Genomic DNA, 24,444 nt, shown 5'->3' with positions numbered 1-24,444 from the left:
TGCTATTTTTTTTATATTTGCAGCGCATTAAACGCCGTATGCAACGGTATCAATGATTTTATGACAACTTATCAGACTTTACTTTACTACTGCTATACGCCTATAGCAGATGCGGAGCAGTTCGCCGCAGATCACCTTGCTTTTTGTAAATCATTAAACCTTACGGGCCGTATTATTGTGGCCGATGAGGGGCTGAACGGTACCGTTTCGGGTACACGTGAGGCTTGCGAGGCTTATATGGCCGCCGTTAAGACCGATGAGCGTTTTTCAAAGATCGACTTCAAGGTTGATGACGTGGCTGAGCCTTCTTTTATTAAAATGCACTGCCGCTACAAAGCGGAGATTGTGCATTCGGGCCTGCGCGATCCGAATATTATTGACCCGAACAAGCAGACCGGCAAACATCTGGAGCCTGCGGAGTTCCGGGATATGATAGACCGCGACGATGTGGTGGTGTTGGATGTGCGTTCCAATTATGAGCACAATCTGGGTCGGTTTAAGAACGCGGTAACGCTGGATATCGAGAACTTCAGGGATTTCCCGGAAAAGATCAATGAGCTGGCGCAGTATAAAGACAAAAAGGTGCTTACTTACTGCACCGGCGGTATTAAATGCGAAAAAGCTTCTGCCCTGCTTCTTCACCATGGCTTTAAAGATGTGTACCAGTTGCACGGCGGCATCATTAAATATGGCAAGGAAGTAGGTGGACAGGATTTTGAAGGCAAATGTTATGTTTTCGACAACCGCGTGGCGGTAGACGTAAATACGGTAAACCCAACTGTGGTATCGCAGTGCTACAACTGCGGCAAGACGACGCCTAAGATGATCAACTGCGCCAACCCGGAGTGTAATAAACACATTACCCAATGTGATGAGTGCGGCGAGGCCTTGCAGGGCTGCTGCTCTGAAGCTTGCACCACGCATCCGCGCAAGAGAAAATATGATGGAACGGGTTATTATGTAAAAGTGCCGCAGCCGGTTGCTGCCGCCAAATAATACGTGACTGAACAGGTATTAACCGACCTGTTTTTTTGAAACAACTCCTCATTTCGGCTGTTTATAGTTAGCGGGCATTTGGCCGGGCTTGCCCCGGTCTGTCCGTCTATTTTTTTACTAAAACTAACTTAAACAGCATGAAAAGAATCCCTACTAAGCTTTCTGTTTTTGTATTCCTTTTACTTTTGTTTGCCGGAACTGCCTCAGCGCAGAACATCACCATTACCGGTACGGTGATTGATGCGGCCGATAAGAGTCCGCTGCCCGGTGTAGGCGTATTGGTAAAGGGAACACAGATCGGAACTACGACAAGTTCATCGGGTGCATACAGCATTAACGCACCTGCAGACGCAACGCTCGTTTTTACTTACATCGGTTTTACCACGCAGGAAGTGGCTGTGGGCAACCGAACAACGATCAATATCACGCTGGCCGAATCGGCCCAGGACCTGGAGGCCGTGGTGGTTGTGGGTTACGGTACGCAGAGAAGGCGCGACGTGACAGGGTCTATTTCGACGGTGAGCGGTGAGACCATCGCCAGGCAACCCAACGTAAACCCGCTCTCCTCCCTGCAAGGCCAGGTAGCAGGTCTTACCATTGTAAACAGCGGTAGCCCGGGCGCCTCTCCTACAGTGCGGATCAGGGGCATTAACAGTGTGAACGGCGCTGCACCCCTTTACGTGGTTGACGGAGTTCACCAAAGCAATATAGATTACCTTAACCCGGCCGACATCGAAAGTATAGAAGTACTTAGAGATCCTTCTTCGATAGCCATATTCGGTCTACAGGCAGGTAACGGGGTGATTGTAGTTACCACGAAAAGAGCCGCAAGGGGCGAAACGAGGGTAACGTTACAGAGTTCCGCTGGAATACAAAAAGTTCAGAAACTGATTGATGTAACGAATGCTTCTGAATTTCGCAAGCTATACGATCAACTTTTGGCTGCAACACCTAATGCGACTCCATTCGATTATAGTAATTATACCGGGGACACCGACTGGCAAAAGGAGATACTCCAATCTGCTTTTCAAAGCAACAACAGTTTGACGATCTCTAATAATGGTGAGAAGACGTCTACACTTATAAACCTGGGATACAATACCCAGGAAGGCGTTATTAAGTTCGGGCGGTTTCAGCGTTTTGTGGCTCGTGTAAACGAGGAGATAAACGTTACAGACAAGATCAAGGTAGGTGCCGATATCACAGGTACACATTGGATTCTGAATGCTTCTAGCGGAAACCTGAACAATGCGCTTTGGGCTGCGCCAATAGTTGGCATACGGGAGAGCGAAACAGCATACTATGCAATGCCTTCATTTCAGCGTGCCCAGGTTGGTAATCCTGTAGCGACGATTTACCAGAATGACCGGAACAGTATCAATAAGGGCTACCGCGCTGTGGGAAGTTTATTCGCAGAAATCGGCTTTTTGGATAAGTTCAAATGGCGCTCACAGGTGTATACCGACCTCGGGTTTAATAACAGCAGAGGCTATACTCCGCTTCCTTTTACCATGATATATCTGGGTGAAAATGGCGAACCAACAGAGTATTTCAATAACCCGCAATCCCGAACCAGCGTGAGGCAGGCCGCAAATGAGTACAGGAAGTTTCAACAGGACCATACCCTTACGTACGATAATACTTTCAATGAATCGCACAAAGTTACCGCTGTAGCGGGTATGACTTCTATAGTAGAAAGCAGCACACTTTTGTCGGGCAGCCGGACAGACGTAGGCCTTAACATTCCCGACGATCAATCGTTTTGGTACGTAGGACTTCCCGAGTCCACTAATCCTACAAACTTAGATGGCAGCGGGACCGAGCGAGCTTCTTTAGGTTTTTTTGCGCGGGTGAATTATGCTTACAACAACAAGTACCTTATCAACGCAACATTCAGACGGGATGGAATTTCAAGGCTTGCGCCTCAAAACAGGTGGGGCAACTTTGGCGGCATCGGACTGGGCTGGGTAGTTTCTGAAGAGAACTTCTTTAAGATTAATGGAATAGATTTCCTGAAAATCCGTGGTGCCTGGGGTACTGTGGGCAACGCTCAAGGCATCAGCGACGCCATATTCCTACCAGGGCTTACCACTTCGAATTCAGGTGTTTTCGGCGATAACGTTTATCCGGGCGTGGCTCCCGCCTATATCCCCGACCCAAGGTTAAGGTGGGAAGTGGTAAGAGGTGCCGATATAGGATTGGATATCCGTGCGCTCGACAACAGGCTGACGAGTGAGATTAACGTATATGATAAAACTTCCAAAGACATCATCACAGATATCACGCTTCCAAGTGCTAACGGAAGTTACCGTTACAGAACAAATCTCGGAACCATCACCAACCGTGGTGTGGAAGTAAATATTGGCTGGAATGATAAGCTAGGTGAGAATTTTACTTACGGTATTTCCCCAAATTTTAGTTACAATAAAAATAAGGTGGTATCAATTGGCAATAACATAAATTATTTGCTGATAGGAAATGGCGGCGCTAACCGGACTATCACCGGCGAATCGATTGGTCATTTCTATGGTTACAGGCAGGTCGGTATATATCAGTCGACCGCTGATCTGGACCGGATGCCGCGGATGAATAGTTCACTTCCGGGTGATATTGCTTATGCAGACTTAGATGGAGATGGTAGGATCACCGAAGCCGACCGGGAAAATCTGGGTTCCCCCTTCCCTGCCTGGAACTATGGGATCAATCTGAATATGGGCTATAAAGGGTTTGATCTCGTACTACAGGGCCAGGGTGTTGCAGGTAACCATGTTTATGTCCAACGCCGCAATGTGCAGTTTACAGACATTAATTTTGAACGTAACAGGTTAAATGCCTGGAATGGTCCTGGAACCAGCAACGTAGAACCTGCGCTTGTTAAGGGACGTGGAAATAACTATTTGATGAGCACCTATTTCCTGGAACCTGGCGACTATTTCAGGCTGCGTACGGTTCAACTTGGGTATACGATGAACGCAGACGCCCTTAAGTCAACAGGTTTAAAAAGTGTAAGATTTTACTTAAGCGGACAAAATTTACAGACATGGAGCAGGACAACGGGTTATACTCCAGAAGCGCCGATTGAGAGTATCCTAGGAGGGGGAGCAGACAATGGAACATACCCTGTACCAGCTGTCTACACCTTCGGAATCAACGCAACATTTTAAAACAATTAATGATCGACCATGAAAACTAACATATTCAATTTTAAAGGTGCCCACATGCTGCTGATGCTTACAACAGTACTGTTTGCATCCAGCTGTAAAAAGGATTTTCTGGATCGGGATCCTCAGGGCGAATATACATCTGATACCTACCCCTACCCTAAGGGCTCAGGACCATTCGATGGAGAGATATTTGCGGCTTACGACATTCTTAGATCGTATGATGCCTCTGGAAGCGGATTTATCGCGGCAACAAGTATACGCAGTGATGATGCGGACAAAGGCAGTTCGGCGACTGACGGCCCTACCTCCCTGGAGATGGACAACTTCACCATTACTCCCAACAACGTACTCGTAAACGATTTGTGGCGGGGCTATTTTAATTTGGTGAACCGGGCTAATATTGTTCTGGACAAAGTTGCCAACGACCAGGATCCGGGAACACCGCCTGAATCGAAGGTATATGCAGAGGCTGAAGCGAAATTCCTGAGGGGATACGCTTACTTTATGCTGGTGCGTTTTTTCGGACGTGTACCACTGATCGACAGGCTGTTTGAAGATCCGGTTGCTCAAGCCAACGTTCCGCAGAGTGAGCCAGGAGCTATCTATGCATTGATTGAAACCGACCTGCAGTTTGCTGCGGCTAACTTGCCGCCCAGTTGGGATCCGTCAAAGTTTCCCGGAAGAGCAACTTCCGGTGCAGCCAATGGCATTTTAGCTAAAGTATATCTTACTCGTCAAAACTGGTCGATGGCTATGAGCAGAGCTCAGATGGTTATGAACTCCGGACAGTATGACCTTTCGGTTCCGTACGATGAGATTTTTAAAGAAAGCGGGGAGAATAGCAAGGAATCTGTTTTTGAAATACAGGCTACGGCTAATCTTCAGGAAAAGCGCGCATATGGCAGTCAGTTTGCGAGTATACAGGGAGTGAGGGGCACAGGGAACTGGAACCTTGGCTGGGGGTTCAACGTTCCTAGCACGCGTCTTGAGGCCGCTTTCGAACAAGGCGACCCGAGACGGGGAAGAACAATACTTTACACTGGAGGTACTTCTGTGTATGGTGAGGCTGTGCCTACCGGCCTACCCAATCCAAGATATAATCATAAAGTGCACAGTAATCCGGCGACCCGGGCAGCGTTACTTGATAACTTCAGCTATTGGATGAATATACGCATACTACGTTATGCTGATGTGGTACTGATGTACGCAGAAGCAGCAAACGAACTTGGCGGTCCGGCAAACACCACAGCGGCTTTAAATGCGTTGAATAGCGTAAGGGCCAGAGCGAGGGCGGGGCGGGCAGATGTGCTGCCGGACGTTACCACTACAGATCAGGGCGAACTAAGGGATGCGATAAGGCATGAGCGGCGTATTGAATTGGCTATGGAGCACGACAGATTTTTCGATCTGGTTAGATGGGGCATAGCTGCAGAGGTTTTTCAACAGGCTGGAAAACCATTTGTACCTGGTAAACACGAAGTCCTGCCTATCCCTTTCACCCAGATCGACATTAGTAAGGGAGTTCTGACTCAAAACCCGTTTTATAACTAAAGATAATCACTATGAAAAATTTTAATATATATATGGTTGGGAGTTTGATAGCAATGGCTAGCGTGCTTGTGGTCTCCTGCAAAGAAACTGATAATCCCAATAATTTGCCAGAAGTTGATCCTCGTGACTATGAGGGAAAAATCGAAGGGTACAATAACGCAGATGAGGTTTACCCGAGAAATCTTAAAGCACACTGGACATTCGACGATATTAACACCGAGGTTAAGACGGGAACCGCGCCCACACAAACCGCCAATGCAAGTTATGTGGCTGGCGTAAAGGGAAAAGCCATCCGACTGGAGAACGGATATCTATATTATGCTACGCAGTTACCTGCTTTCAAAACGGATTCTCTTAAGAGTTTCACCATAAGTACCTGGGTTCAGATACTAAACAACGGAAGCAAAAGAACTATGCTTTTCCAGCTTGCAAGACCAGGTCAGTTTAATGGGAGCATCAACTTTATTTTGAACACAAATGCCTTTCCTGCCTCAAATACCAATGAACTCAAGATCAATCCGACATTTGTTACCGTCACGGGCGGAACGCAGGATAATGTTAATACTGAACGGGATAAGCCAGGCCAACCGAATTATTTTCCGTACTTAACTCCTAAAATAGGGGCGAACAAGTGGACTCATATCGCGCTGACCTACGAAAGTGCAACCGGGCTCTTTTACATTTGGGCCGACGGGAGACAAGTGGGGGCGTTTTCTAGCCGGGGCGTAGGCAATAGCCTTTTCAAGGCCTATGAGCCGAGCGAGATAATTATTGGAGGCAACTATAATGTGATCCCAGGAAAGGCCGTGAACGCCGACACGAATTTTGCTGCAATGACTGGTAATATAGATGAGATCAGGATCTATAACCTGGCACTATCGGAAGCCCATATCACGGCATTATACAAGCTTGGTCTTGCCGGAAAGTAGCTTTGGATTTGGTGCGCAGCGTGGCTTTTAATACTTTTATGTTTGTGAAGAGATTTATTACTGTTACTTGTATATGCCTTAGCCTCGCTTTTTCATTAATTGCATGTGCGCAGAAGAAGGATGGCTTAAAGCCGGAAACAAAGATTAATAAAAACCTGACGGACGAACAACTGCTTGACTTGGTTCAGCGGCAGACGTTCAGGTATTTCTGGGATTTTGCGCATCCGGTGAGCAATATGGCGCGCGAGCGCAGCAATAAGTCGTTCAGTTACGGACATGAAGTGGTAACTACCGGCGGGACGGGCTTTGGGGTGATGGCTGTTGTTGTGGCTACCGAACGGCAATGGATTGCCCGGGATACGGCCGCGCGGTTTTTGCTGAAGATGGTAAAGTTTCTGGGCAAGGCGGATGCGTATCACGGTGTGTTTGCGCATTGGCTGGATGGGGCCACCGGAAAGACGATCCCGTTTAGCCGTAAAGATGACGGGGCGGATCTGGTGGAGAGTTCTTTCCTGTTCCAGGGCCTGCTTACGGCTCAGCGTTATTTTAATGCCAATACGCCCGTGGAAAATGAACTCCGCGGCCGTATCAATTCCTTGTGGAACGATATTGAGTGGGATTGGTTTACACGCGAGGGCCAGGACGTTTTATACTGGCACTGGAGTCCGAATAACGGCTGGGCGATGAATTTCCCGCTAAGGGGCTTTAATGAAGCATTGATTACCTATGTGCTTGCGGCTTCTTCTACGCGTTATCCGGTCCCTGCTTCGGTGTATCATAACGGCTGGGCGCAGAGTAATTTCTTTAAGAATGGCCGGGAGTTTTACGGGCATAAGCTGCCGCTTGGGTTTGATTATGGGGGACCGCTTTTCTTTTCTCATTACTCATTTCTGGGATTGGATCCACGCGGGCTCAAGGACAGGTATGCCGACTATTGGGAGCAGAACAGGAACCATACACTGATAAACCGTGCGTACGTACTGGAAAATCCGAAGAAGTATAAGGGCTATGGGGCCAACAGTTGGGGATTGACGGCCAGCGACAGCTGGCAGGGTTATGCTGCGCACTCCCCTACTGAAGATCATGGGGTGATCACACCCACGGCGGCATTGTCTGCCTTCCCTTACACGCCGGAATATTCTATGCAGGCGCTGAAACATTTTTATTTTGATCTGGGCGATAAGCTCTGGACTGAGTACGGTTTTGTGGATGCCTTCAGCGAGCATCATAACTGGTATGCGAAATCGCACCTGGCTATAGATCAGGGACCGATCATTGTGATGATAGAAAATTACCGGACGGGGCTGCTGTGGAAGCTTTTCATGAGTCACCCCGATGTGCAGGGCGGATTAAAGAAACTTGGCTTTACGAGTCCGGCGCTGAAATAATTGATATATTGGGTATCTAAATTTTGAATATGCATATGAAACTAAAACTTGCAGCGCTGTTTGTGCTGTTTACCACGGGCCTTTTTGCCCAAAACAAACCCTTTTGGAATGAAATCCAGCAGTTCCGGAAATCAGACAGTGTGTCGATGCCCGCGCCAAATGGTATCGTGTTCGTTGGAAGTTCTTCGCTCCGGATGTGGACAGATCTGGAGTCGGTTTATAAGGATTATCAAGCCATCAACCGGGGCTTCGGAGGTTCAACGCTTCAGCAGGCCAATATGTATATAGACGATCTTGTACTTAAGTATAAACCTCGGCAGGTGGTGATTTATAGCGGTGAGAACGATATCGCAGAGGGCGCTACGGGCGAAGAGACCTACGAGAGGTTTGTGACATTTTATGAGAACCTGCGTGCGGGCTTGCCTAAGGCGCATATCCTGTATGTTTCGATGAAGCTTAGTCCTTCGCGTACTAAGTTTGCCGACGAGATGATCAAGGGCAATGACATGATTAAAGCTTATCTGAAGAAACAGAAAAATGCTAAGTATGTGGATATTAACCCTGCCATGAAGGACAAGGCGGGCAACCTGCGGCCTGAACTTTTTAAGTCGGACATGCTTCATATGCAGCAGGCCGGATATGATATTTGGATTAAAGAAATTACGCCTTATTTGAAAAAGAAATAATCGCAGCTATGAAAAATACACGCCTGTACCTTCCGATTTTGCTTTTGGCCGGCCTGACCAGCACGGCCCAGATGAAAAAGCCATCTGCCACGGATGCTAAGATGAACGCATTCATAAACGGCCTGATGTCTAAAATGACCATAGATGAAAAGATTGGTCAGCTAAACCTGCTCACTGGTGGTGAGGCTACCACAGGTTCGGTGGTGAGTACAGGGGTGGAAGAAAAGATCAGAAAAGGTCAGGTGGGCGGCATGTTCAGTATGACGACACCGGCGCGTATACGCCGGGTACAGGAAATTGCGGTAACGCAGACCCGGATGAAGATCCCGATCATTTTCGGTCAGGATGTGATCCATGGGTACAAAACGACTTTTCCTATTCCGCTTGCACTGTCCTGCACATGGAACTTACCTATGATTCAGCAGACGGCACGCATTGCTGCCGTGGAGGCGACGGCGGATGGGTTGAACTGGACGTTCTCGCCTATGGTCGACATTTCCAGGGATCCGCGTTGGGGCAGGATTTCTGAAGGCTCGGGGGAGGACACGTACCTGGGTTCGCAGATCGCTAAAGCCATAGTTCGGGGCTATCAGGGTGATGACCTTACGAAGTATAATACGATGATGGCTTGCGTGAAGCATTTCGCACTATACGGGGCCGCTGAAGCGGGACGGGACTACAATGTAACGGACATGAGTCTGGACCGGATGTATAACGAGTATCTTCCGCCGTACAGGGCGGCCATCAATGCGGGTGCGGGTAGTGTGATGACGTCGTTCAACGATATCAATGGTGTGCCTGCTACGGCCAACAAATGGCTGATGACAGACGTGCTGAGAAAACAATGGGGCTTTAAAGGTTTTGTGGTAACGGATTATACGGCAGTGAATGAGTTGATTGAACACGGACTGGGTGATTTGCAAACGGTATCTGCCCTTTCATTGAAAGCCGGTGTAGAAATGGATATGGTTGGAGAAGGATTTCTGACCACCTTGAAGAAGTCGCTCAACGAAGGAAAGGTGACCAGGCAGCAGATAGACAATGCATGCAGACTGGTGCTGGAGGCTAAATATAAGCTTGGGTTGTTTGATGACCCTTTCCGTTATTGTAATGAAGAGCGTGCAAAAACTGAGATATTGAAACCTGAACATCTGAGATTTGCGCGCGAGGTGGCTGCGGAATCTTTTGTATTGTTGAAAAACGATAACCAGCTGCTGCCTTTGAAAAAAAGCGGTACGATCGCTTTGATTGGCCCGCTGGCCAACACAGGTGCAAACATGCCGGGTACATGGAGTGTAAACAGTGACCTGGCCAATACCAAATCGCTGCTGCAGGGTATGCAGGATGTTTTGGGCGATCAGGTGAAGATATTGCACAGCATGGGCGCCAATCTGTTGTCTGATGCGGAGTATCAGAAACGTGCGACCATGTTTGGAAGGGACATCGCAAGGGATGAGCGCCCGGAACAGGAGATTATAAATGATGCGCTTTCAGTAGCGAAAAAAGCTGATGTGATCGTTGCCGCACTTGGAGAGAGTTCTGAGATGAGCGGTGAATCTTCGAGCAGGACGAACCTGGATATACCCGATACGCAGAAACGCCTGCTGGAAGCTTTAGTGAAGACCGGCAAACCGGCGGTGCTGGTGCTCTTTGCCGGAAGACCGCTTACGCTGACCTGGGAGCAAAAGCATGTGCCTGCCATCCTTAATGTGTGGTTTGGAGGTACGGAGACGGGACATGCGGTCGCAGATGTGTTGTTTGGCGATGTCAATCCTTCGGGCAAACTGACCGCAACCTTCCCTCAGAACGTAGGACAAATACCGCTTTATTACAGCCATAAGAATACGGGCAGACCACTGCCTGAAGGTGGCTGGTTTTCTAAGTTCAGATCGAACTATCTGGATGTGACCAATGAGCCTCTGTATCCTTTTGGTTATGGGTTAAGTTATACAAGTTTTGCGTACAGTGACCTCGTGCTGAATGGGAAATCTTTTAAACGGGGTGGCGCACTAACCGCCAGCGTAACAGTCAAGAACACCGGTGCCAGGGAAGGCAAGGAAGTGGTGCAGCTTTATCTCCGGGATATGGTGGGCAGTTCGACCCGGCCGGTTAAGGAGCTGAAAGGTTTTCAGAAGATCAGTCTGAAACCGGGCGAATCTAAGCAAGTCAGCTTCCGTATTACCGAAGAAGATCTGAAGTTTTATAATAAAGATCTGAAGTTTGCTGCAGAGCCGGGTGCGTTTAAGGTATTCATTGGCAGCAGTTCGAAAGACAACCTGCAGGCTGACTTCAATTTCGTGCTTTAAACTGATTGCTGTTCTTTTTATATTAGTTGTATGATAAGATCTAAATTATTGACAGCGCTCGTGATAGCTTTGACTGGTTTTGCCGCGAAGGCACAGGATTTTAATAAGTACGACCGAGGCAGCTTCGTGAAACGCAAAGACACCATTCAGTATCGTATTCTCTTTCCAGAGCAGTTTGATGCACAAAAGCAATATCCTATCGTGTTTTTCCTTCACGGCTCGGGAGAACGGGGCAGCGATAATCAGAAGCAGCTGACGCATGGCGGGAAACTTTTCCTGCAGGATAAAGTGAGAAAGGAATTTCCGGCAATTGTGGTATTTCCGCAATGCAGTAGTGACAGCTTTTGGGCAAACGCAGATTTCAGTACAGATGCTAAAGGCAAAAGGCAGCGTATTTTTAAGACGGGCGGCAAGCCAACAAAATCAATGCGGGCGCTGCTTGGCATGATTGACAATTTGCTTGATAAGCCTTACGTAAACCGGGATCAAGTGTATGTAGGCGGCTTATCGATGGGCGGAATGGGCACGTATGAATTACTAAGAAGAAAACGTAAGACTTTTACAGCGGCTTTTGCGATATGCGGAGGCGACAATGTGGCGAATGTTCGAAAATACAAGCATACACCGTTATGGATATTTCATGGCGAGAAGGATGATGTGGTACCTGTGGCTCTTTCTACTGCAATTGCGGATCAGTTGAGGGTGTTGGGTGTGGAACCGAAGATTACTTTATATCCGAACGATAATCATAACAGCTGGGATTCCGCATTTGCAGAACCCGAGCTGTTGCCATGGTTGTTTTCAAACAAAAAATAAAGTGTTTTTGCCTGTTAGGCTGTTGGCTACTCGGCCATGTTATGGTATACGGCCTGAACGTCATCGTCCTCCTCAAGCTTGTCGATAAGCTTAAATACATCGGCTGCCTGTTCTTCAGTAACTTCGTGATGTGATAATGCGATTCGTTCCAGCTTAGCGCTTTTTACTTCTACGCCTTTTTCTTCAAGGGCCTTTTGCAGCGAGCCGAAACTTTCGAATGATCCTTGTGCTACTGCAATGTCGTTTCCTTCTTCGTCGGCCTCTACATATAGTTCTTCCAAGCCGGCATCAATTAACTCGAATTCGAGCTCTTCCAGATCGATATTGTCTGAGGGCACGAAACGGAATACAGACTTGCGGCTGAAGACGAAATCGAGTGAGCCGGTCTTACCTAGTGTTCCGTTTGTTTTATTGAAATAGCTCCGCACATTGGCTACGGTACGGTTGGTATTGTCGGTCGCAGTTTCAATAAGTATGGCAACACCGTGCGGCGCATAGCCTTCATAAACAATCTCTTCGTAGTTGGCCATGCTCTTGTCGGACGCCCTTTTGATTGCGGCATCTACCCGATCCTTGGGCATGTTTACCGCCTTAGCGTTCTGTATGGCCGTACGCAGCCGGGAGTTGGTTTCGGGGTGAGGTCCACCCTCTTTTACCGCGATAACGATGTCTTTACCTATACGCGTGAACTGCACGGCCATTTTGGCCCAGCGTTTAAATTTTCTTTCTTTTCTAAACTCAAATGCTCTTCCCATTGTACTTTATTTCTTTAAATTCTTTAACATCTCTGTGGTCATAGCCGCCAGGTCGAACTGTGGTTTCCAACCCCAGTCGGCCGCCGCATAGCTATCGTCTATAGACTTGGGCCAGCTGTTGGCAATCTGCTGACGCGGATCATTTTCGGTGTAAGTTAGCTGAAATTGCGGAATGTGTTTCCTGATTTCGGCAGCCAGCGTTTCCGGTGTGAAACTGACGCCCGTGAAGTTATAGCTTGACCGGATACTGATTTTACTGGCTTCTGCATCCATCAGTTCAATGGTTCCTCTAATGGCATCGTCCATATACATCATAGGCAGTTCAGTTTCGGCATTAAGGAATGAGGCGTACCCCCCCTTTTTCAGCGCATCATGAAAAATATGGATGGCGTAATCTGTTGTACCGCCACCGGGGGCTGCTTTCCAACTGATGAGTCCGGGGTAGCGAATGCTCCGGACATCGAGGCCAAATTTCTGATTGTAGTATTCGCACCAGCGTTCACCTGCCAGTTTACTGATCCCGTACACGGTGTTTGGATCCATAACGCAGTATTGTGGTGTGTTGTCTTTAGGTGAAGTTGGCCCGAATACAGCGATAGAACTGGGCCAGTACACTTTGGCTGTTTTGTATTCTATGGCAAGCTCAAGAATGTGAAGCAGGCCGTTCATATTTAAGTCCCATGCCAGCTTAGGGTTTTGCTCGCCGGTTGCTGAGAGCAGCGCGGCCAGCAGGTATACCTGCGTGGGTTTATACTTTTTGAAGAGGAGGTGTAAGGTGTCTCTTTCCAGTACGTTTACAAACTCAAAAGGTCCGGAATTTTTGATGTCATAATCCGGCCTCCTTATATCACAGGCAACAACATTTTGTTCTCCGTAGATTTTACGCAATGCCATTACCAGCTCGGTTCCGATCTGTCCGTTGGAACCTAGTACGATTATTTTTTCCATTAGCTTGTCTCGATTTGGGCAAAAGTAAATAAAATATTGGCATGCGGGTAATACGCCAATGTTGGTTGAATTGATTTAGTAACAAAAACATTATATATTTACCTTAATTGTGTATCAAAGACACTAACTAAGGTTTTTTTGCCTAATATTACCGCAAAAAACAGATGCTTAAAAGCTTTAGCAAAAGCTCCTGACACACAAAAGTTATACTTACGACATACATGAAGACTAGAAAAATTAGAATGGGCATGATTGGCGGTGGTAAAGATGCGTTTATCGGCGCAGTACACCGCATTGCTGCAAACATGGACGGACAAATCGAATTCTGCTGCGGTGCGCTTAGCATCAATCCGGAGATCGCGAAAGAGTCGGGCGAAATGCTGTTCCTTCCTGAAGACAGGATTTACATGAATTTCGAAGAGATGATTGAAAAGGAGAGCAAACTGCCTGCTGATCAGAAGATCGATTTTGTGACGATCGTTACGCCCAACTTTGCGCATTTTGCCCCTGCGATGATGGCTCTTGATCATGGTTTTAATGTGGTGATTGAAAAGCCGATTGCGCTTTCGCTGGATGAAGCAAGGCAATTGCAGAAGAAGGTGGAAGAAACAGGTCTTATCTTGTGCCTTACGCATACTTACTCTGGCTACCCTATGGTGAAGCAAGCCAGGCAAATGGTTAAAGAAGGGAAACTCGGCGCCATCAGGAAGGTTATGGTGGAGTACCCGCAGGGATGGCTGAGCACCCTGACCGAACGTGAAGGTAATGCGGGGGCTGCCTGGAGAACGGATCCGAAGAAAAGTGGAAAGAGCGGTTGTATGGGTGATATTGGTACTCACGCGGCGCAGCTGGCCGAATATATTTCAGGCTTACAGATCACTAAGGTTTGTGCTGACCTGAACGTTGTGGTTCCGGGTCGGGGACTTGACGACGACGGAAACGTGCTGCTGAAGTTTAACAACGGTGCAAACGGTGTACTGATCGCCTCGCAGGTGGCGGCAGGTGAAGAAAATGCTTTGAAAATAAAAGTTTACGGTGAAAAAGGAGGCCTTGAATGGCATCAGATGGAACCAAATACGCTGATGGTGAAATGGCTCAACGAGCCTGCACAGGTGTATCGTGCCGGACAGGCATATTTGTCGGACGCAGCAAAACATAACACACGTGTACCTGGCGGCCACCCGGAAGGTTATCTGGAAGCTTTTGCCAATATATACCGGAATTTTGCGTTAACTGTATCAGCTAAAATACATGGAACGGAGCCCACTGAAGCTATGCTCGACTTCCCTAGAGTTGAGGATGGTGTTAGAGGTATGACGTTCATTGAAACTGTGGTGGAATCGAGCGGTTCTGATCAGAAATGGTTTGATTTTAAGGTATAACGTATGACAACGATTAAAGGACCTGCGGTATTCCTGGCGCAGTTTATCAGTGATGAAGCCCCGTTTAACAGCCTCGATGCTATATGTGAATGGGCTGCGGGCTTAGGATTTAAAGGAATTCAGATGCCAACGCTTGATCCACGCTTTATTGATCTGCAAAAAGCGGCGGAAAGCAAAACCTATGCGGATGAGCTAAAAGGCAAGGTGGCTGCTCACGGCCTTGAGATATCTGAGTTATCTACCCATCTTCAGGGCCAGCTTGTTGCTGTAAATCCGGCATATGATCTGGCCTTTGATGCCTTCGCACCGGATCAATATAAGAATAACCCTAAAGCGAGGACAGAATGGGCCGTGCAGCAGTTGAAGTATGCAGCAAAAGCTTCGGAAAATCTTGGCTTGAAAGCACACGCTACCTTTAGCGGCTCACTGTTATGGCACATGTTTCACCCCTGGCCGCAACGCCCTGAGGGATTGGTTGAGGCAGGTTTTACAGAACTTGCCAAACGCTGGACACCGATCCTGAATGCTTTTGACGAAAGTGGGGTTGACGTTTGCTATGAAATTCACCCGGGCGAAGACCTCTTTGACGGTATCACTTATGAGATGTTCCTGGAGAAGGTAAACAACCATCCCAGAGCGTGTCTGCTTTATGATCCATCGCATTTTGTATTGCAGCAATTGGATTATATTGAATACATCGATCTGTACCATGAGCGGATCAGGGCCTTCCACGTGAAGGATTCTGAATTCAATCCCTCAGGCCGACAAGGCACTTTTGGCGGCTACCAGAGCTGGGCTAACCGCGCAGGCCGGTACCGTTCTCCGGGCGATGGGCAGGTAGACTTTAAGACAATTTTTAGTAAATTGGCACAGTATGACTACAAAGGCTGGGCGGTGATGGAGTGGGAATGCAGCATTAAGGATGCACAGGTTGGTGCACAGGAAGGTGCTGAGTTCATTAAGAAACACATCATTAAAGTAACTGACCGGGCATTTGACGATTTTGCGGCTTCTGGAGGTGATGAGAGCTTTAACAGAATGATACTGGGGCTGGATAAATAATAATAGTTAGCTAAATATAATAAACAATATACACATGAAAAACCAATTATTTTTCGCTGCATGCCTGGCTATAGGTATGGCGTCGTGTCAAAGTCCGGAACAACGGGCAAATGGTGGGGATACTGCAGAAGTTAAGACGCTTGACAGCGCGAAAAGCATAACAACTGACGCAAATACACAGGACGCCGATTCGAGCGGTGCGGCACCTGTAAGCGGACAGGATGAGGCTGCGCCTGCACCTGTTAATGCGGCTACTGCTCAGGCACCGGCACCTGAAAAACCAAAGAAAGATATGCCTGGAAAGGGGCTCATCGCTAAATCTGACTGTCTGGCTTGCCACCATGAGACCAAAAAACTTGTGGGTCCGGCTTACGTGAACGTGGCTAAAAGATATCCAAACACTGACGAGAATGTGAATATGCTGGCCGGAAAGATCATTGAAGGCGGTTCTGGCGTTTGGGGCGCAGTGCCTATGAGCCCGCACCCTGACCTGAGCAAGGAAGATGCTAAGGAAATGGCGAAATATATCCTTTCTTTGAAACAATAACACAACCTAACCAAAGACTTGAACCATGAATGAGACAGAAAAAAATCAGGAGACTACGTCGAGACGGAGTTTTCTGAAAACGGGCGCTATTGCCGCTTCAGCCTTTATGATCGTGCCGAGGCACGTGCTCGGCGGAAGGGGTTTTATTGCACCTAGTGATAAACTGATTGTTGCTGGAATCGGCGTGGGCGGAAAAGGGCAGTCTGATATTGCTTCTTTCGCCAAAAGTGGAAAAGCGGAGATCGGATTTTTATGTGATGTGCATGATTCGCGCGCAGCGGCCAGTGTGAAAGCGTTTCCTAAGGCTAAGTATTATCGCGACTGGCGTGAGATGATGGATAAAGAGTCCAAAAATTTCGATGCCGTTTCTGTCTCAACACCCGACCATAACCATGCAATTCAGGCGTTGGCGGCAATGCAGCGTGGAAAGCATGTTTACGTGCAGAAACCGCTAACACATGACATCTACGAAGCAAGAGCGCTGACTGCTGCTGCGAAGAAGTATAAGGTGGTAACCCAGATGGGTAACCAGGGCGCATCTAACGATGGCCCGCGTATTATGAAGGAATGGTACGATGCTGGCTTGATTGGAGATGTGCATACGATTTATGCCTGGACAGACCGGCCGGTTTGGCCTCAGGGTATCCCGTGGCCTTCTACCAAGGCACCTGTGCCATCTGATCTGGACTGGGACCTTTGGCTGGGAACTGCTCCTTACCGTGAGTATGTTCCAAAACTTGTTCCTTTCAACTGGCGGGGCTGGTGGGATTATGGCACTGGCGCTTTGGGCGACATGGGCTGCCACCTGCTTGAGGCTCCTTTCAGCGTGCTTAACCTTAAGTATGCAAGTGAGGTGCAGGCTAGTGTTGGCTCAGTGTATGTAGACGAGTTCAGACGGGGGTATTTCCCTGACAGCTGTCCGCCATCAAGCCATGTAACCTTGAAATTCCCTAAAACAAACAAGACTAAGGGAGAGGTAACGGTACATTGGATGGACGGCGGAATACAACCGGAGAGACCTGAGGAACTGCAGGCCAATGAGACCTTTGGGGACGGAGGAAACGGAACGCTGTTCATTGGAACGAAGGGTAAGATGATGTGCGAAACGTACAGCCATAATCCTAAGCTTCTTCCACTAAGCAAAAATAAAGACATCAAGGTTGCTCAGAAGTTTGCACGTGTACCTGGTGGGGCTAACGGACACTATGCGCAGTGGGTTGAGGCTGCTATTGCCGGTTATGGTAAGCAGGAGGTTAGTTCTCCTTTTGAGATTGCAGGCCCTCTAACCGAAGCTTTGCTTATGGCTAACCTGGCTATCAGGGGTGTGGACGTTCAACGCAAGGAAGGCGACAGGGTTACTTATCCCGGGCGCAACATCAAACTTCTTTGGGATAACGATGCAATGAAAGTGACAAACCTTGACGATGTAAATCAATTTGTAAAACGCGAATACCGCAGCGGATGGACGCTTGGCGCATAAATTAACAATACAACACATAAATGAAGCAATACATTTTTTCAGCGCTATCTGCTCTGGCAATTACAGCCATGATGGGATGCAGCAGCACAAAAAGCCAGACTAGCACAAAAGGTTTTACCCCCTTGTTTGACGGCAAAACCACGACCGGATGGCATACTTACGGCAAAACGACGGCAGGCAGCAAATGGGAAATCCAGGATGGTGCGCTGTACCTGAACTCTAAGGGTCCGCGCAATGGAGGCGGAGACCTGGTAACAGATAAAGAATACAGCAATTTCCATTTGAAATATGACTGGAAAGTTTCTCCAGGCGCTAATAGCGGACTTATTTATTATGTACACGAAGACAAGGCTAAATATGGTGCGACCTACAGCACAGGCTTGGAGATGCAGGTGATTGACAACGAGGGTCACCCTGATGGAAAGTACCCAAAGCACCGCGCCGGAGATCTTTATGATGTAATTAAGAGCAGCTCAGAACCTGTAAAACCTGTTGGACAATGGAATACCGCGGAGATCATCAGTAAGAACGGCAAGCTTGAGCATTATTTGAACGGTGTTAAAATCGTTTCCACTACGTTATGGGATGAAAACTGGAAACAACTGATCGCGCAAAGCAAGTTTAAAGGCTGGGAAAACTGGGGTACTTTTAAATCTGGTAAGATCGCACTTCAGGATCATGGTGATGATGTTTGGTACCGCAACATCATGATCAAGGAGTTGTAAAAGAAATTTAACCAAAAAACCAATATGAACTTAAACAACCGAATTAAATTATCGACCATGATGTTCCTGGAGTTTTTCATCTGGGGCTCCTGGTTTGTTACAATGGGTACATACCTTGGGAAGAACCTGTCTTCCGGGGGTGTTGATATCGGCTCCGCTTACAGCACGCAGTCGCTGGGCGCGATCATTGCTCCTTTTATCATAGGATTGATTGCCGATAAATTTTTTGCTGCTCAGCGCATACTTGGCGTATTGCACCTTATTGGTGCCGCATTATTATGGTTTGCTGCTGATGCACTGGATTTTGACAGTTTTTTCCCTTTCATCCTAGGATATATGATTGCGTATATGCCTACCCTGGCCTTGGTTAATTCTATCTCATTTAAGCAGATGACAGATCCGGGAAAAGAGTTCCCGTCTATCCGTGTATTTGGGACGATTGGATGGATAGTAGCCGGTTTGACTATTGGCTGGCTTAACTGGGAGCAGGACGGCAATTTAGTGCTTACCTTTAAAATGGCCGCAATAGCTTCGCTGATCCTGGGCCTTTTCAGTTTTGTATTACCACATACCCCTCCTGTTAAGAAGGGCGAGAAAACCAGCTTTGGCGATATCATCGGCCTGGATGCAATTGGCTTATTGAAAAACAGATCTTTCCTGATCTTTTTCCTTTCCTCCGTTGCGATCTGTGTACCACTGGCTTTCTACTATAATTTCACCAATCCTTTCCTTAATGAGGTTGGTATGAAAGGTGCCGCCGGCGTCCAATCGCTGGGACAGGTTTCAGAAACGTTGTTTATGCTTTTGATGCCCCTATTCTTTGTGCGGCTTGGCGTGAAAAAGATGCTGGCCATCGGTATGATCGCCTGGGTAGTGCGGTATCTTTTCTTTGCCTTCGGAAATGCTGATGCGAATTACTGGATGCTGATTGGAGGGATTGTTCTGCATGGTATCTGCTATGACTTTTTCTTTGTAACCGGACAGATTTATACAGACAGGCTGGCGGGGGATCGCTTCAAGAGTGCAGCACAGGGCTTTATCACCCTGGCTACGTACGGTGTGGGTATGCTTATTGGGTCTATCATTTCAGGTATGGTGGTAGATGATCATGTCGTTGGCAGCGGTCACGACTGGTATAGCATATGGATTGTTCCTGCGGCCATTTCTGCCGGAGTAGCCCTGTTGTTCCTGCTCCTTTTTAAAGACAATAACAAAGCTGAAACAACTACGGTGTCTTAATAATACCAAGATGAATCCAGAGAACAGCAGAAGAACTGCATTGAAAAATATTGTTGCCGGAACTGCCGCCTTAGGTGTTTCGGCAGCATTGCCAGCGCTGGCACTAGATTCAGAAACGAATATCTCGCGGGCTTTGAAAGGAAACGTAAATCATTCTGTATGTCGCTGGTGCTTTGGGGGCGTAGACCTTGACACATTGTGTATCGAAGCAAAAAGGATCGGCATTAAAGCTATCGATCTGGTTGGTCCGAACGATTGGGCGACGCTTAAAAAACATGGTCTTGATTCGTCCCTTTGCAATGGCGCAGAACTTAATCTGGACGACGGATGGAATGATACGAAGTTTCATGCGCAGCTTATTAAAAACTATTCAGAAATGATTCCGAAGGTTGCTGCTGCAGGCTACAAGCAGTTGATCTGTTTTAGCGGGCGCAGACGGGGTAAAGATAATGAGACCGGTTGGAAGAATTGCGTGGAGGGATTGAAGCAAGTATTACCCATTGCCGAAAAGCACAATGTGATCCTTGTGATGGAACTGCTGAACAGTAAAGTAGACCATAAAGACTATCAGTGCGACAATACACCCTGGGGCGTTGAATTGTGCAAACGCCTGGGTTCTGAGCACTTCAAGCTGTTGTACGATATCTATCATATGCAGATCGATGAGGGTAACGTGATCAGTACGATAAGGAATAACCATCAATACATATCCCACTACCACACCGCTGGTGTCCCGGGAAGAAATGAGCTGGATGAAACCCAGGAGTTAAACTACCCCGCAATCATCAAAGCCATTGTTGCGACGGGCTTTAAAGGATATCTGGCACAAGAGTTTCTGCCTAAAAAGCAAGACAAATTCCAGTCGCTCAAAGAAGCTGTTAATATTTGTGATGTTTAATCGATCTATGAACTCCAGAAGAACATTTATAAAGCAAAGCGCTATCGCTTTAGCAGGTGCGGCAATATTACCAGGATTCGCCTGCTCAGCTGCGAAAAATAACGTGGTTGGACTGCAACTCTATACCTTGAGGGATTTGCTGCCTAAAGACGTAAAAGGGGTTATTGAGAAAGTCGCCGCCGCCGGCTACCGGGAGGTAGAAACTTATGGCTACACCGCTGAATCGAAGTTCTGGGGGATGGACATTAAGTCTTTCAAATCGCTTCTGGAGGCAAACGGCTTAAAGGCGCCTAGCGGACACTTCGGGCTGGATAATTATATCAAAACGGGCGATACAGAAGAGCTGAAGACGCTGATAGAAGGGGCTGCAGGACTGGATATGTCTTATCTGACCTGTCCTTACCTGGATCAGTCTCTGCGATCGAACGCTGAAGACTACAAACGGGTTGCCGAACGTCTTAACGAGGCAGCAGCACTATGTAAACAGTCGGGCCTTCAGCTTGCTTACCATAACCATGACTTCGAATTTCAGAGGCATGGCGAAAGGACTGGCTATGATATTCTTCTTGAGGAAACAGACAAAGACCAGGTGCAGTTTGAGATGGATCTCTATTGGGTAGTACGTGCAGGACTGGATCCAAAGGACTTATTTGACAAGCATCCCGGACGTTTCGTCATGTGGCATGTGAAAGATATGGATAAGGCGGACAACACGCTTAATACGGAAGTTGGCGACGGAAAAGTGGACTTCAAAACCATTTTTAAACACGCTAAACTTGCAGGCTTGAAACACGCCATCGTTGAGCAGGAAAACTTCTCCATTGATCCTTATGTAAGTATTAAGAAGAGTTTTGATTATGTAGACCACCAACTGTTATAAAAACATTAAAACAGAGATAAACAAGGGAAGTGGTCGGAAAGGTCACTTCCCTTTTCGTTTATAATAAGCGCGTTAGGCCATTATATTAGAAAAAATGCTGATATTTGCCCACTTATTATTGAACACTATTCATTAAACTAAAAAACAACTAACCGGGTCATCTGCAAAAAGCCGAGGCCCAAACACAATTTAAACAATTATAAAAAAATCATGAAAATCGCAGTAGTAGGTGCAACCGGTCTGGTTGGTACCGTAATGTTAAAAGTATTGGAAGAGCGTAATTTTCCGTTGACCGAATTGATCCCTGTAGCTTCTGAGAAGAGCGTTGGCAAGGAAATTTCTTTCAAGGGTAAGAAGTATGCTGTTGTAAATATGGATACAGCTATTGCGATGAAACCGGACATTGCACTTTTTTCTGCTGGCGGAAGTACCTCTTTGCAGGAAGCGCCACGGTTTGCGGAGGTGGGAACTACAGTGATCGATAATTCATCGGCATGGCGTATGGACCCTGACAAAAAACTGGTTGTCCCTGAAGTAAACGCTGATGTACTTACAAAGGCCGACAAGATCATTGCAAACCCCAACTGTTCGACAATACAGATGGTGGTTGCTTTGAAGCCACTTCATGACAAATATAAAATCAGACGGGTTGTGGTATCTACCTATCAATCGGTGACAGGAACAGGCGTTAAGGCTGTAGACCAGTTGATGGATGAGCGTAATGGTGTTAAAGATGGCCCTAAAGCCTATGCATATGAAATCGACCTGAACGTTATTCCACATATTGACGTATTCCAGGATAATGGATACACCAAAGAGGAGATGAAGATGATATTGGAGACCAATAAGATTATGGGCGACGATAGCATCCGCGTAACCGCTACAACGGTACGCATTCCGGTAATGGGCGGACATTCGGAGTCGGTGAACATTGAGTTCGAGAACGATTTTGACCTTGCAGAGGTAAGAAACATCCTTGAAGAATCGGAAGGCATTATTGTGGTTGACGACATAGCCAATCTTAAGTATCCAATGCCTAAAGATGCGCATGAAAAGGATGAAGTTTTTGTGGGACGTATACGCCGGGATGAGTCTCAGCCTAAAACACTGAACATGTGGATTGTGGCAGACAATCTGCGCAAAGGCGCTGCCACAAATGCTGTACAGATCGCTGAATACCTGGTGAAGAATGACTTAATTTAATTAGAATCAGCGCCGGAATGGTGCGTTAATTGATGCAGGGCTGGAAAACCAGTCCTGCATTTTGTTTTTATAATCTTATGTTTGAAAAACTCCTGACCTCTATTCTTTTTATAGCAGTATTTAACGGTGCTCTTCTGGCGCAGGCTCCTTCGGAGCGCCTTAGGAAAGCTTTTGCTGACTTTGAAAACGACCCGCAAACCAGGCATGCGATCAGTTCGATCTGTATTCTTGATGCAAGTACCGGCGACAAAATCTTTGCGAAGAACGAGGACATCGGGCTGGCACCCGCATCGACACTAAAGACCATCACTTCAGCAACTGCCCTGGAACTGTTAGGCCCGGATTTCCGATACAGCACAAGTCTGGTTTATTCGGGAAGCATCAGCCCCGACGGCACATTGCAGGGCGACCTGATCATCAAAGGTGGTGGCGACCCGACCCTAGGCTCCTGGCGTTATCCGAACACGAAGGAAAAGAACGTTCTGGACCAGTGGGTAACGGCGGTGAGGCAAGCTGGGATCAGGAAAATAACCGGCCGCATCATCGGTGACGACCTGGTCTGGGGATCGCCACAGACGCCGGATGGCTGGATATGGCAAGATATTGGAAACTACTATGGAGCGGCTGCCTCGGGCCTGAGCTGGAGGGAAAATCAATTTGACATCCATCTGTCAACCATCGGCGGCAAAGTGTCGGTAACCCGCATTGTACCGGAAATGCCATACATCCGGATCGTCAATGAGATCTCAAGCGGAGCAAGGGGTTCCGGGGATCAGGTGTATGCCTATCTCCCACCGCTGTCGAATACCGCCTATTTGCGCGGTACCTGGGCTTCAGGGATCGCGAAGTCAGGAATTTCAGTGGCATTGCCCGAACCGGCTTATGATGCTGCGCTGCGGTTGCGGGACACCTTGAGCCGGTTGGGTATTCCGGCGACGGGGGATCCGAGTACCGGAAGGCGCCTCACTTTAGCAGGGGAAGAAATTCCGGCTGCTGGAAGAGCGCTGGTAACGTTGAACTCCCCTTCCTTAGCGGATATTGTTTATTTGTTCAATCAGAAAAGCATTAACCTGTACGGCGAGCATCTCATACGTACCCTAGCCTGGAAAGCCGGTAAAAAGGCTACAACGGCAGCTGGCGTTGACTTAATTGTAAATCACTGGGTCGGCCGAGGCGTGGCGCGCGGCTCGTTAAAGATGCTTGACGGAAGCGGCCTGAGTCCGGCTAACAGGGTGTCGACGGCCGCAATGGCTACGGTTCTGTACCGGGCGCAATCAGCGCCTTGGTTTACAGACTTTTTAAAATCGCTGCCTCTGAATAATGGCATGAGGTTGAAAAGTGGAACCATTAGCGATGTATTAGCTTATGCAGGATACCATACGAGCGGTGCCGGTCGCAAATACGTTGTCGTTATTAATGTAAACAACTACTCAGGATCTGGTATTAAAAGCAAACTATTTGCAGTTCTTGATGCATTGAAGTGAAGGGT

The 24,444-nt window shown here is 47.6% G+C and carries 20 protein-coding genes; 18 read left to right on the top strand and 2 right to left on the bottom strand.

Annotated features, from left to right (window positions below):
• Window positions 1-60: 60 nt before the first annotated feature.
• From trhO to QEP07_RS13500, 8 genes are all read left to right on the top strand, one after another.
• Window positions 61-996: an oxygen-dependent tRNA uridine(34) hydroxylase TrhO gene (trhO, locus tag QEP07_RS13535; RefSeq protein ID WP_285010691.1), complete on the top strand. Its 936-nt coding sequence runs from the start codon at window positions 61-63 to the stop codon at window positions 994-996.
• A gap of 137 nt (window positions 997-1,133) precedes the next feature.
• Window positions 1,134-4,160, top strand: coding sequence for a SusC/RagA family TonB-linked outer membrane protein (locus QEP07_RS13530; RefSeq protein ID WP_285010690.1), 3,027 nt, complete (start codon window positions 1,134-1,136; stop codon window positions 4,158-4,160).
• Between the two features lie 18 nt (window positions 4,161-4,178).
• Entirely contained in the window at window positions 4,179-5,711 is a 1,533-nt protein-coding gene (locus QEP07_RS13525) for a RagB/SusD family nutrient uptake outer membrane protein (protein WP_285010689.1), read from the top strand.
• An 11-nt stretch (window positions 5,712-5,722) separates the two neighbouring features.
• A complete protein-coding gene (locus QEP07_RS13520; protein WP_285010688.1) occupies window positions 5,723-6,640 on the top strand; it encodes a LamG domain-containing protein in 918 nt (305 codons plus the stop codon).
• Between the two features lie 38 nt (window positions 6,641-6,678).
• Entirely contained in the window at window positions 6,679-8,028 is a 1,350-nt protein-coding gene (locus QEP07_RS13515; RefSeq protein ID WP_285010687.1) for a glucoamylase family protein, read from the top strand.
• 35 nt (window positions 8,029-8,063) lie between these two features.
• The gene (locus tag QEP07_RS13510; RefSeq protein ID WP_285010686.1) at window positions 8,064-8,714 is read left to right on the top strand and encodes a GDSL-type esterase/lipase family protein; all 651 of its coding nucleotides are present in this window, start codon (window positions 8,064-8,066) and stop codon (window positions 8,712-8,714) included.
• Between the two features lie 8 nt (window positions 8,715-8,722).
• The gene (gene bglX, locus QEP07_RS13505; RefSeq protein ID WP_285010685.1) at window positions 8,723-11,020 is read left to right on the top strand and encodes a beta-glucosidase BglX; all 2,298 of its coding nucleotides are present in this window, start codon (window positions 8,723-8,725) and stop codon (window positions 11,018-11,020) included.
• Window positions 11,021-11,050: 30 nt separating this feature from the next.
• Window positions 11,051-11,836 (top strand): carboxylesterase family protein, encoded by a 786-nt coding sequence (locus QEP07_RS13500; RefSeq protein WP_285010684.1) that lies wholly within the window; start codon window positions 11,051-11,053, stop codon window positions 11,834-11,836.
• A gap of 26 nt (window positions 11,837-11,862) precedes the next feature.
• Here the strand turns inward: QEP07_RS13500 and QEP07_RS13495 are convergent, their stop codons facing one another.
• Window positions 11,863-12,591, bottom strand: a complete 729-nt coding sequence (locus QEP07_RS13495; protein ID WP_256001840.1) for a YebC/PmpR family DNA-binding transcriptional regulator — start codon at window positions 12,589-12,591, stop codon at window positions 11,863-11,865.
• Between the two features lie 6 nt (window positions 12,592-12,597).
• On the bottom strand, window positions 12,598-13,539 hold the full coding sequence (locus tag QEP07_RS13490; RefSeq protein ID WP_256001841.1) for an NAD-dependent epimerase/dehydratase family protein: 942 nt from the start codon (window positions 13,537-13,539) through the stop codon (window positions 12,598-12,600).
• A gap of 221 nt (window positions 13,540-13,760) precedes the next feature.
• Between QEP07_RS13490 and QEP07_RS13485 the strand changes: the two genes are divergently transcribed.
• The 10 genes from QEP07_RS13485 to dacB all read left to right on the top strand — a co-directional run bounded on the left by QEP07_RS13485 (window position 13,761) and on the right by dacB (window position 24,439).
• Complete coding sequence (locus tag QEP07_RS13485) at window positions 13,761-14,921, top strand: Gfo/Idh/MocA family protein (RefSeq protein WP_285010683.1); 1,161 nt, start codon at window positions 13,761-13,763, stop codon at window positions 14,919-14,921.
• 3 nt (window positions 14,922-14,924) lie between these two features.
• Window positions 14,925-15,983 carry a sugar phosphate isomerase/epimerase family protein gene (locus QEP07_RS13480; protein ID WP_256001843.1) on the top strand — a complete coding sequence of 353 codons (1,059 nt, stop codon included), beginning with the start codon at window positions 14,925-14,927 and terminating at the stop codon, window positions 15,981-15,983.
• Window positions 15,984-16,017: 34 nt separating this feature from the next.
• A complete protein-coding gene (locus QEP07_RS13475) occupies window positions 16,018-16,530 on the top strand; it encodes a c-type cytochrome (RefSeq protein WP_285010682.1) in 513 nt (170 codons plus the stop codon).
• A gap of 25 nt (window positions 16,531-16,555) precedes the next feature.
• A complete protein-coding gene (locus QEP07_RS13470) occupies window positions 16,556-18,010 on the top strand; it encodes a Gfo/Idh/MocA family protein (protein ID WP_285010681.1) in 1,455 nt (484 codons plus the stop codon).
• Between the two features lie 20 nt (window positions 18,011-18,030).
• Window positions 18,031-18,735 (top strand): 3-keto-disaccharide hydrolase, encoded by a 705-nt coding sequence (locus QEP07_RS13465; protein ID WP_285010680.1) that lies wholly within the window; start codon window positions 18,031-18,033, stop codon window positions 18,733-18,735.
• Between the two features lie 24 nt (window positions 18,736-18,759).
• Complete coding sequence (locus QEP07_RS13460; RefSeq protein ID WP_285010679.1) at window positions 18,760-19,974, top strand: nucleoside permease; 1,215 nt, start codon at window positions 18,760-18,762, stop codon at window positions 19,972-19,974.
• A gap of 10 nt (window positions 19,975-19,984) precedes the next feature.
• Window positions 19,985-20,872, top strand: a complete 888-nt coding sequence (locus QEP07_RS13455) for a hydroxypyruvate isomerase family protein (protein WP_285010678.1) — start codon at window positions 19,985-19,987, stop codon at window positions 20,870-20,872.
• 7 nt (window positions 20,873-20,879) lie between these two features.
• Entirely contained in the window at window positions 20,880-21,752 is an 873-nt protein-coding gene (locus tag QEP07_RS13450) for a sugar phosphate isomerase/epimerase family protein (RefSeq protein WP_285010677.1), read from the top strand.
• Between the two features lie 210 nt (window positions 21,753-21,962).
• Window positions 21,963-22,955, top strand: coding sequence for an aspartate-semialdehyde dehydrogenase (locus QEP07_RS13445; RefSeq protein ID WP_285010676.1), 993 nt, complete (start codon window positions 21,963-21,965; stop codon window positions 22,953-22,955).
• Between the two features lie 77 nt (window positions 22,956-23,032).
• Window positions 23,033-24,439, top strand: coding sequence for a D-alanyl-D-alanine carboxypeptidase/D-alanyl-D-alanine endopeptidase (dacB, locus tag QEP07_RS13440; RefSeq protein WP_285010675.1), 1,407 nt, complete (start codon window positions 23,033-23,035; stop codon window positions 24,437-24,439).
• Window positions 24,440-24,444 lie beyond the last annotated feature (5 nt).

It is taken from the genome of Pedobacter faecalis, assembly GCF_030182585.1.
In the GTDB taxonomy this organism is placed as follows: domain Bacteria; phylum Bacteroidota; class Bacteroidia; order Sphingobacteriales; family Sphingobacteriaceae; genus Pedobacter; species Pedobacter faecalis.
This window is presented reverse-complemented; position numbering and strand designations above follow the sequence as displayed.

Coding starts and splice junctions, on each gene's coding strand:
- QEP07_RS13525 (WP_285010689.1), top strand. CDS start 4,179: ATGAAAACTAACATATTCAATTTTAAAGGTGCCCACATGCTGCTGATG.
- QEP07_RS13455 (WP_285010678.1), top strand. CDS start 19,985: ATGAATCCAGAGAACAGCAGAAGAACTGCATTGAAAAATATTGTTGCC.
- dacB (WP_285010675.1), top strand. CDS start 23,033: ATGTTTGAAAAACTCCTGACCTCTATTCTTTTTATAGCAGTATTTAAC.
- QEP07_RS13475 (WP_285010682.1), top strand. CDS start 16,018: ATGAAAAACCAATTATTTTTCGCTGCATGCCTGGCTATAGGTATGGCG.
- trhO (WP_285010691.1), top strand. CDS start 61: ATGACAACTTATCAGACTTTACTTTACTACTGCTATACGCCTATAGCA.
- QEP07_RS13485 (WP_285010683.1), top strand. CDS start 13,761: ATGAAGACTAGAAAAATTAGAATGGGCATGATTGGCGGTGGTAAAGAT.
- QEP07_RS13510 (WP_285010686.1), top strand. CDS start 8,064: ATGAAACTAAAACTTGCAGCGCTGTTTGTGCTGTTTACCACGGGCCTT.
- QEP07_RS13500 (WP_285010684.1), top strand. CDS start 11,051: ATGATAAGATCTAAATTATTGACAGCGCTCGTGATAGCTTTGACTGGT.
- QEP07_RS13480 (WP_256001843.1), top strand. CDS start 14,925: ATGACAACGATTAAAGGACCTGCGGTATTCCTGGCGCAGTTTATCAGT.
- QEP07_RS13520 (WP_285010688.1), top strand. CDS start 5,723: ATGAAAAATTTTAATATATATATGGTTGGGAGTTTGATAGCAATGGCT.
- QEP07_RS13490 (WP_256001841.1), bottom strand. CDS start 13,539: ATGGAAAAAATAATCGTACTAGGTTCCAACGGACAGATCGGAACCGAG.
- QEP07_RS13470 (WP_285010681.1), top strand. CDS start 16,556: ATGAATGAGACAGAAAAAAATCAGGAGACTACGTCGAGACGGAGTTTT.
- QEP07_RS13445 (WP_285010676.1), top strand. CDS start 21,963: ATGAAAATCGCAGTAGTAGGTGCAACCGGTCTGGTTGGTACCGTAATG.
- QEP07_RS13450 (WP_285010677.1), top strand. CDS start 20,880: ATGAACTCCAGAAGAACATTTATAAAGCAAAGCGCTATCGCTTTAGCA.
- QEP07_RS13465 (WP_285010680.1), top strand. CDS start 18,031: ATGAAGCAATACATTTTTTCAGCGCTATCTGCTCTGGCAATTACAGCC.
- bglX (WP_285010685.1), top strand. CDS start 8,723: ATGAAAAATACACGCCTGTACCTTCCGATTTTGCTTTTGGCCGGCCTG.
- QEP07_RS13530 (WP_285010690.1), top strand. CDS start 1,134: ATGAAAAGAATCCCTACTAAGCTTTCTGTTTTTGTATTCCTTTTACTT.
- QEP07_RS13495 (WP_256001840.1), bottom strand. CDS start 12,591: ATGGGAAGAGCATTTGAGTTTAGAAAAGAAAGAAAATTTAAACGCTGG.
- QEP07_RS13515 (WP_285010687.1), top strand. CDS start 6,679: ATGTTTGTGAAGAGATTTATTACTGTTACTTGTATATGCCTTAGCCTC.
- QEP07_RS13460 (WP_285010679.1), top strand. CDS start 18,760: ATGAACTTAAACAACCGAATTAAATTATCGACCATGATGTTCCTGGAG.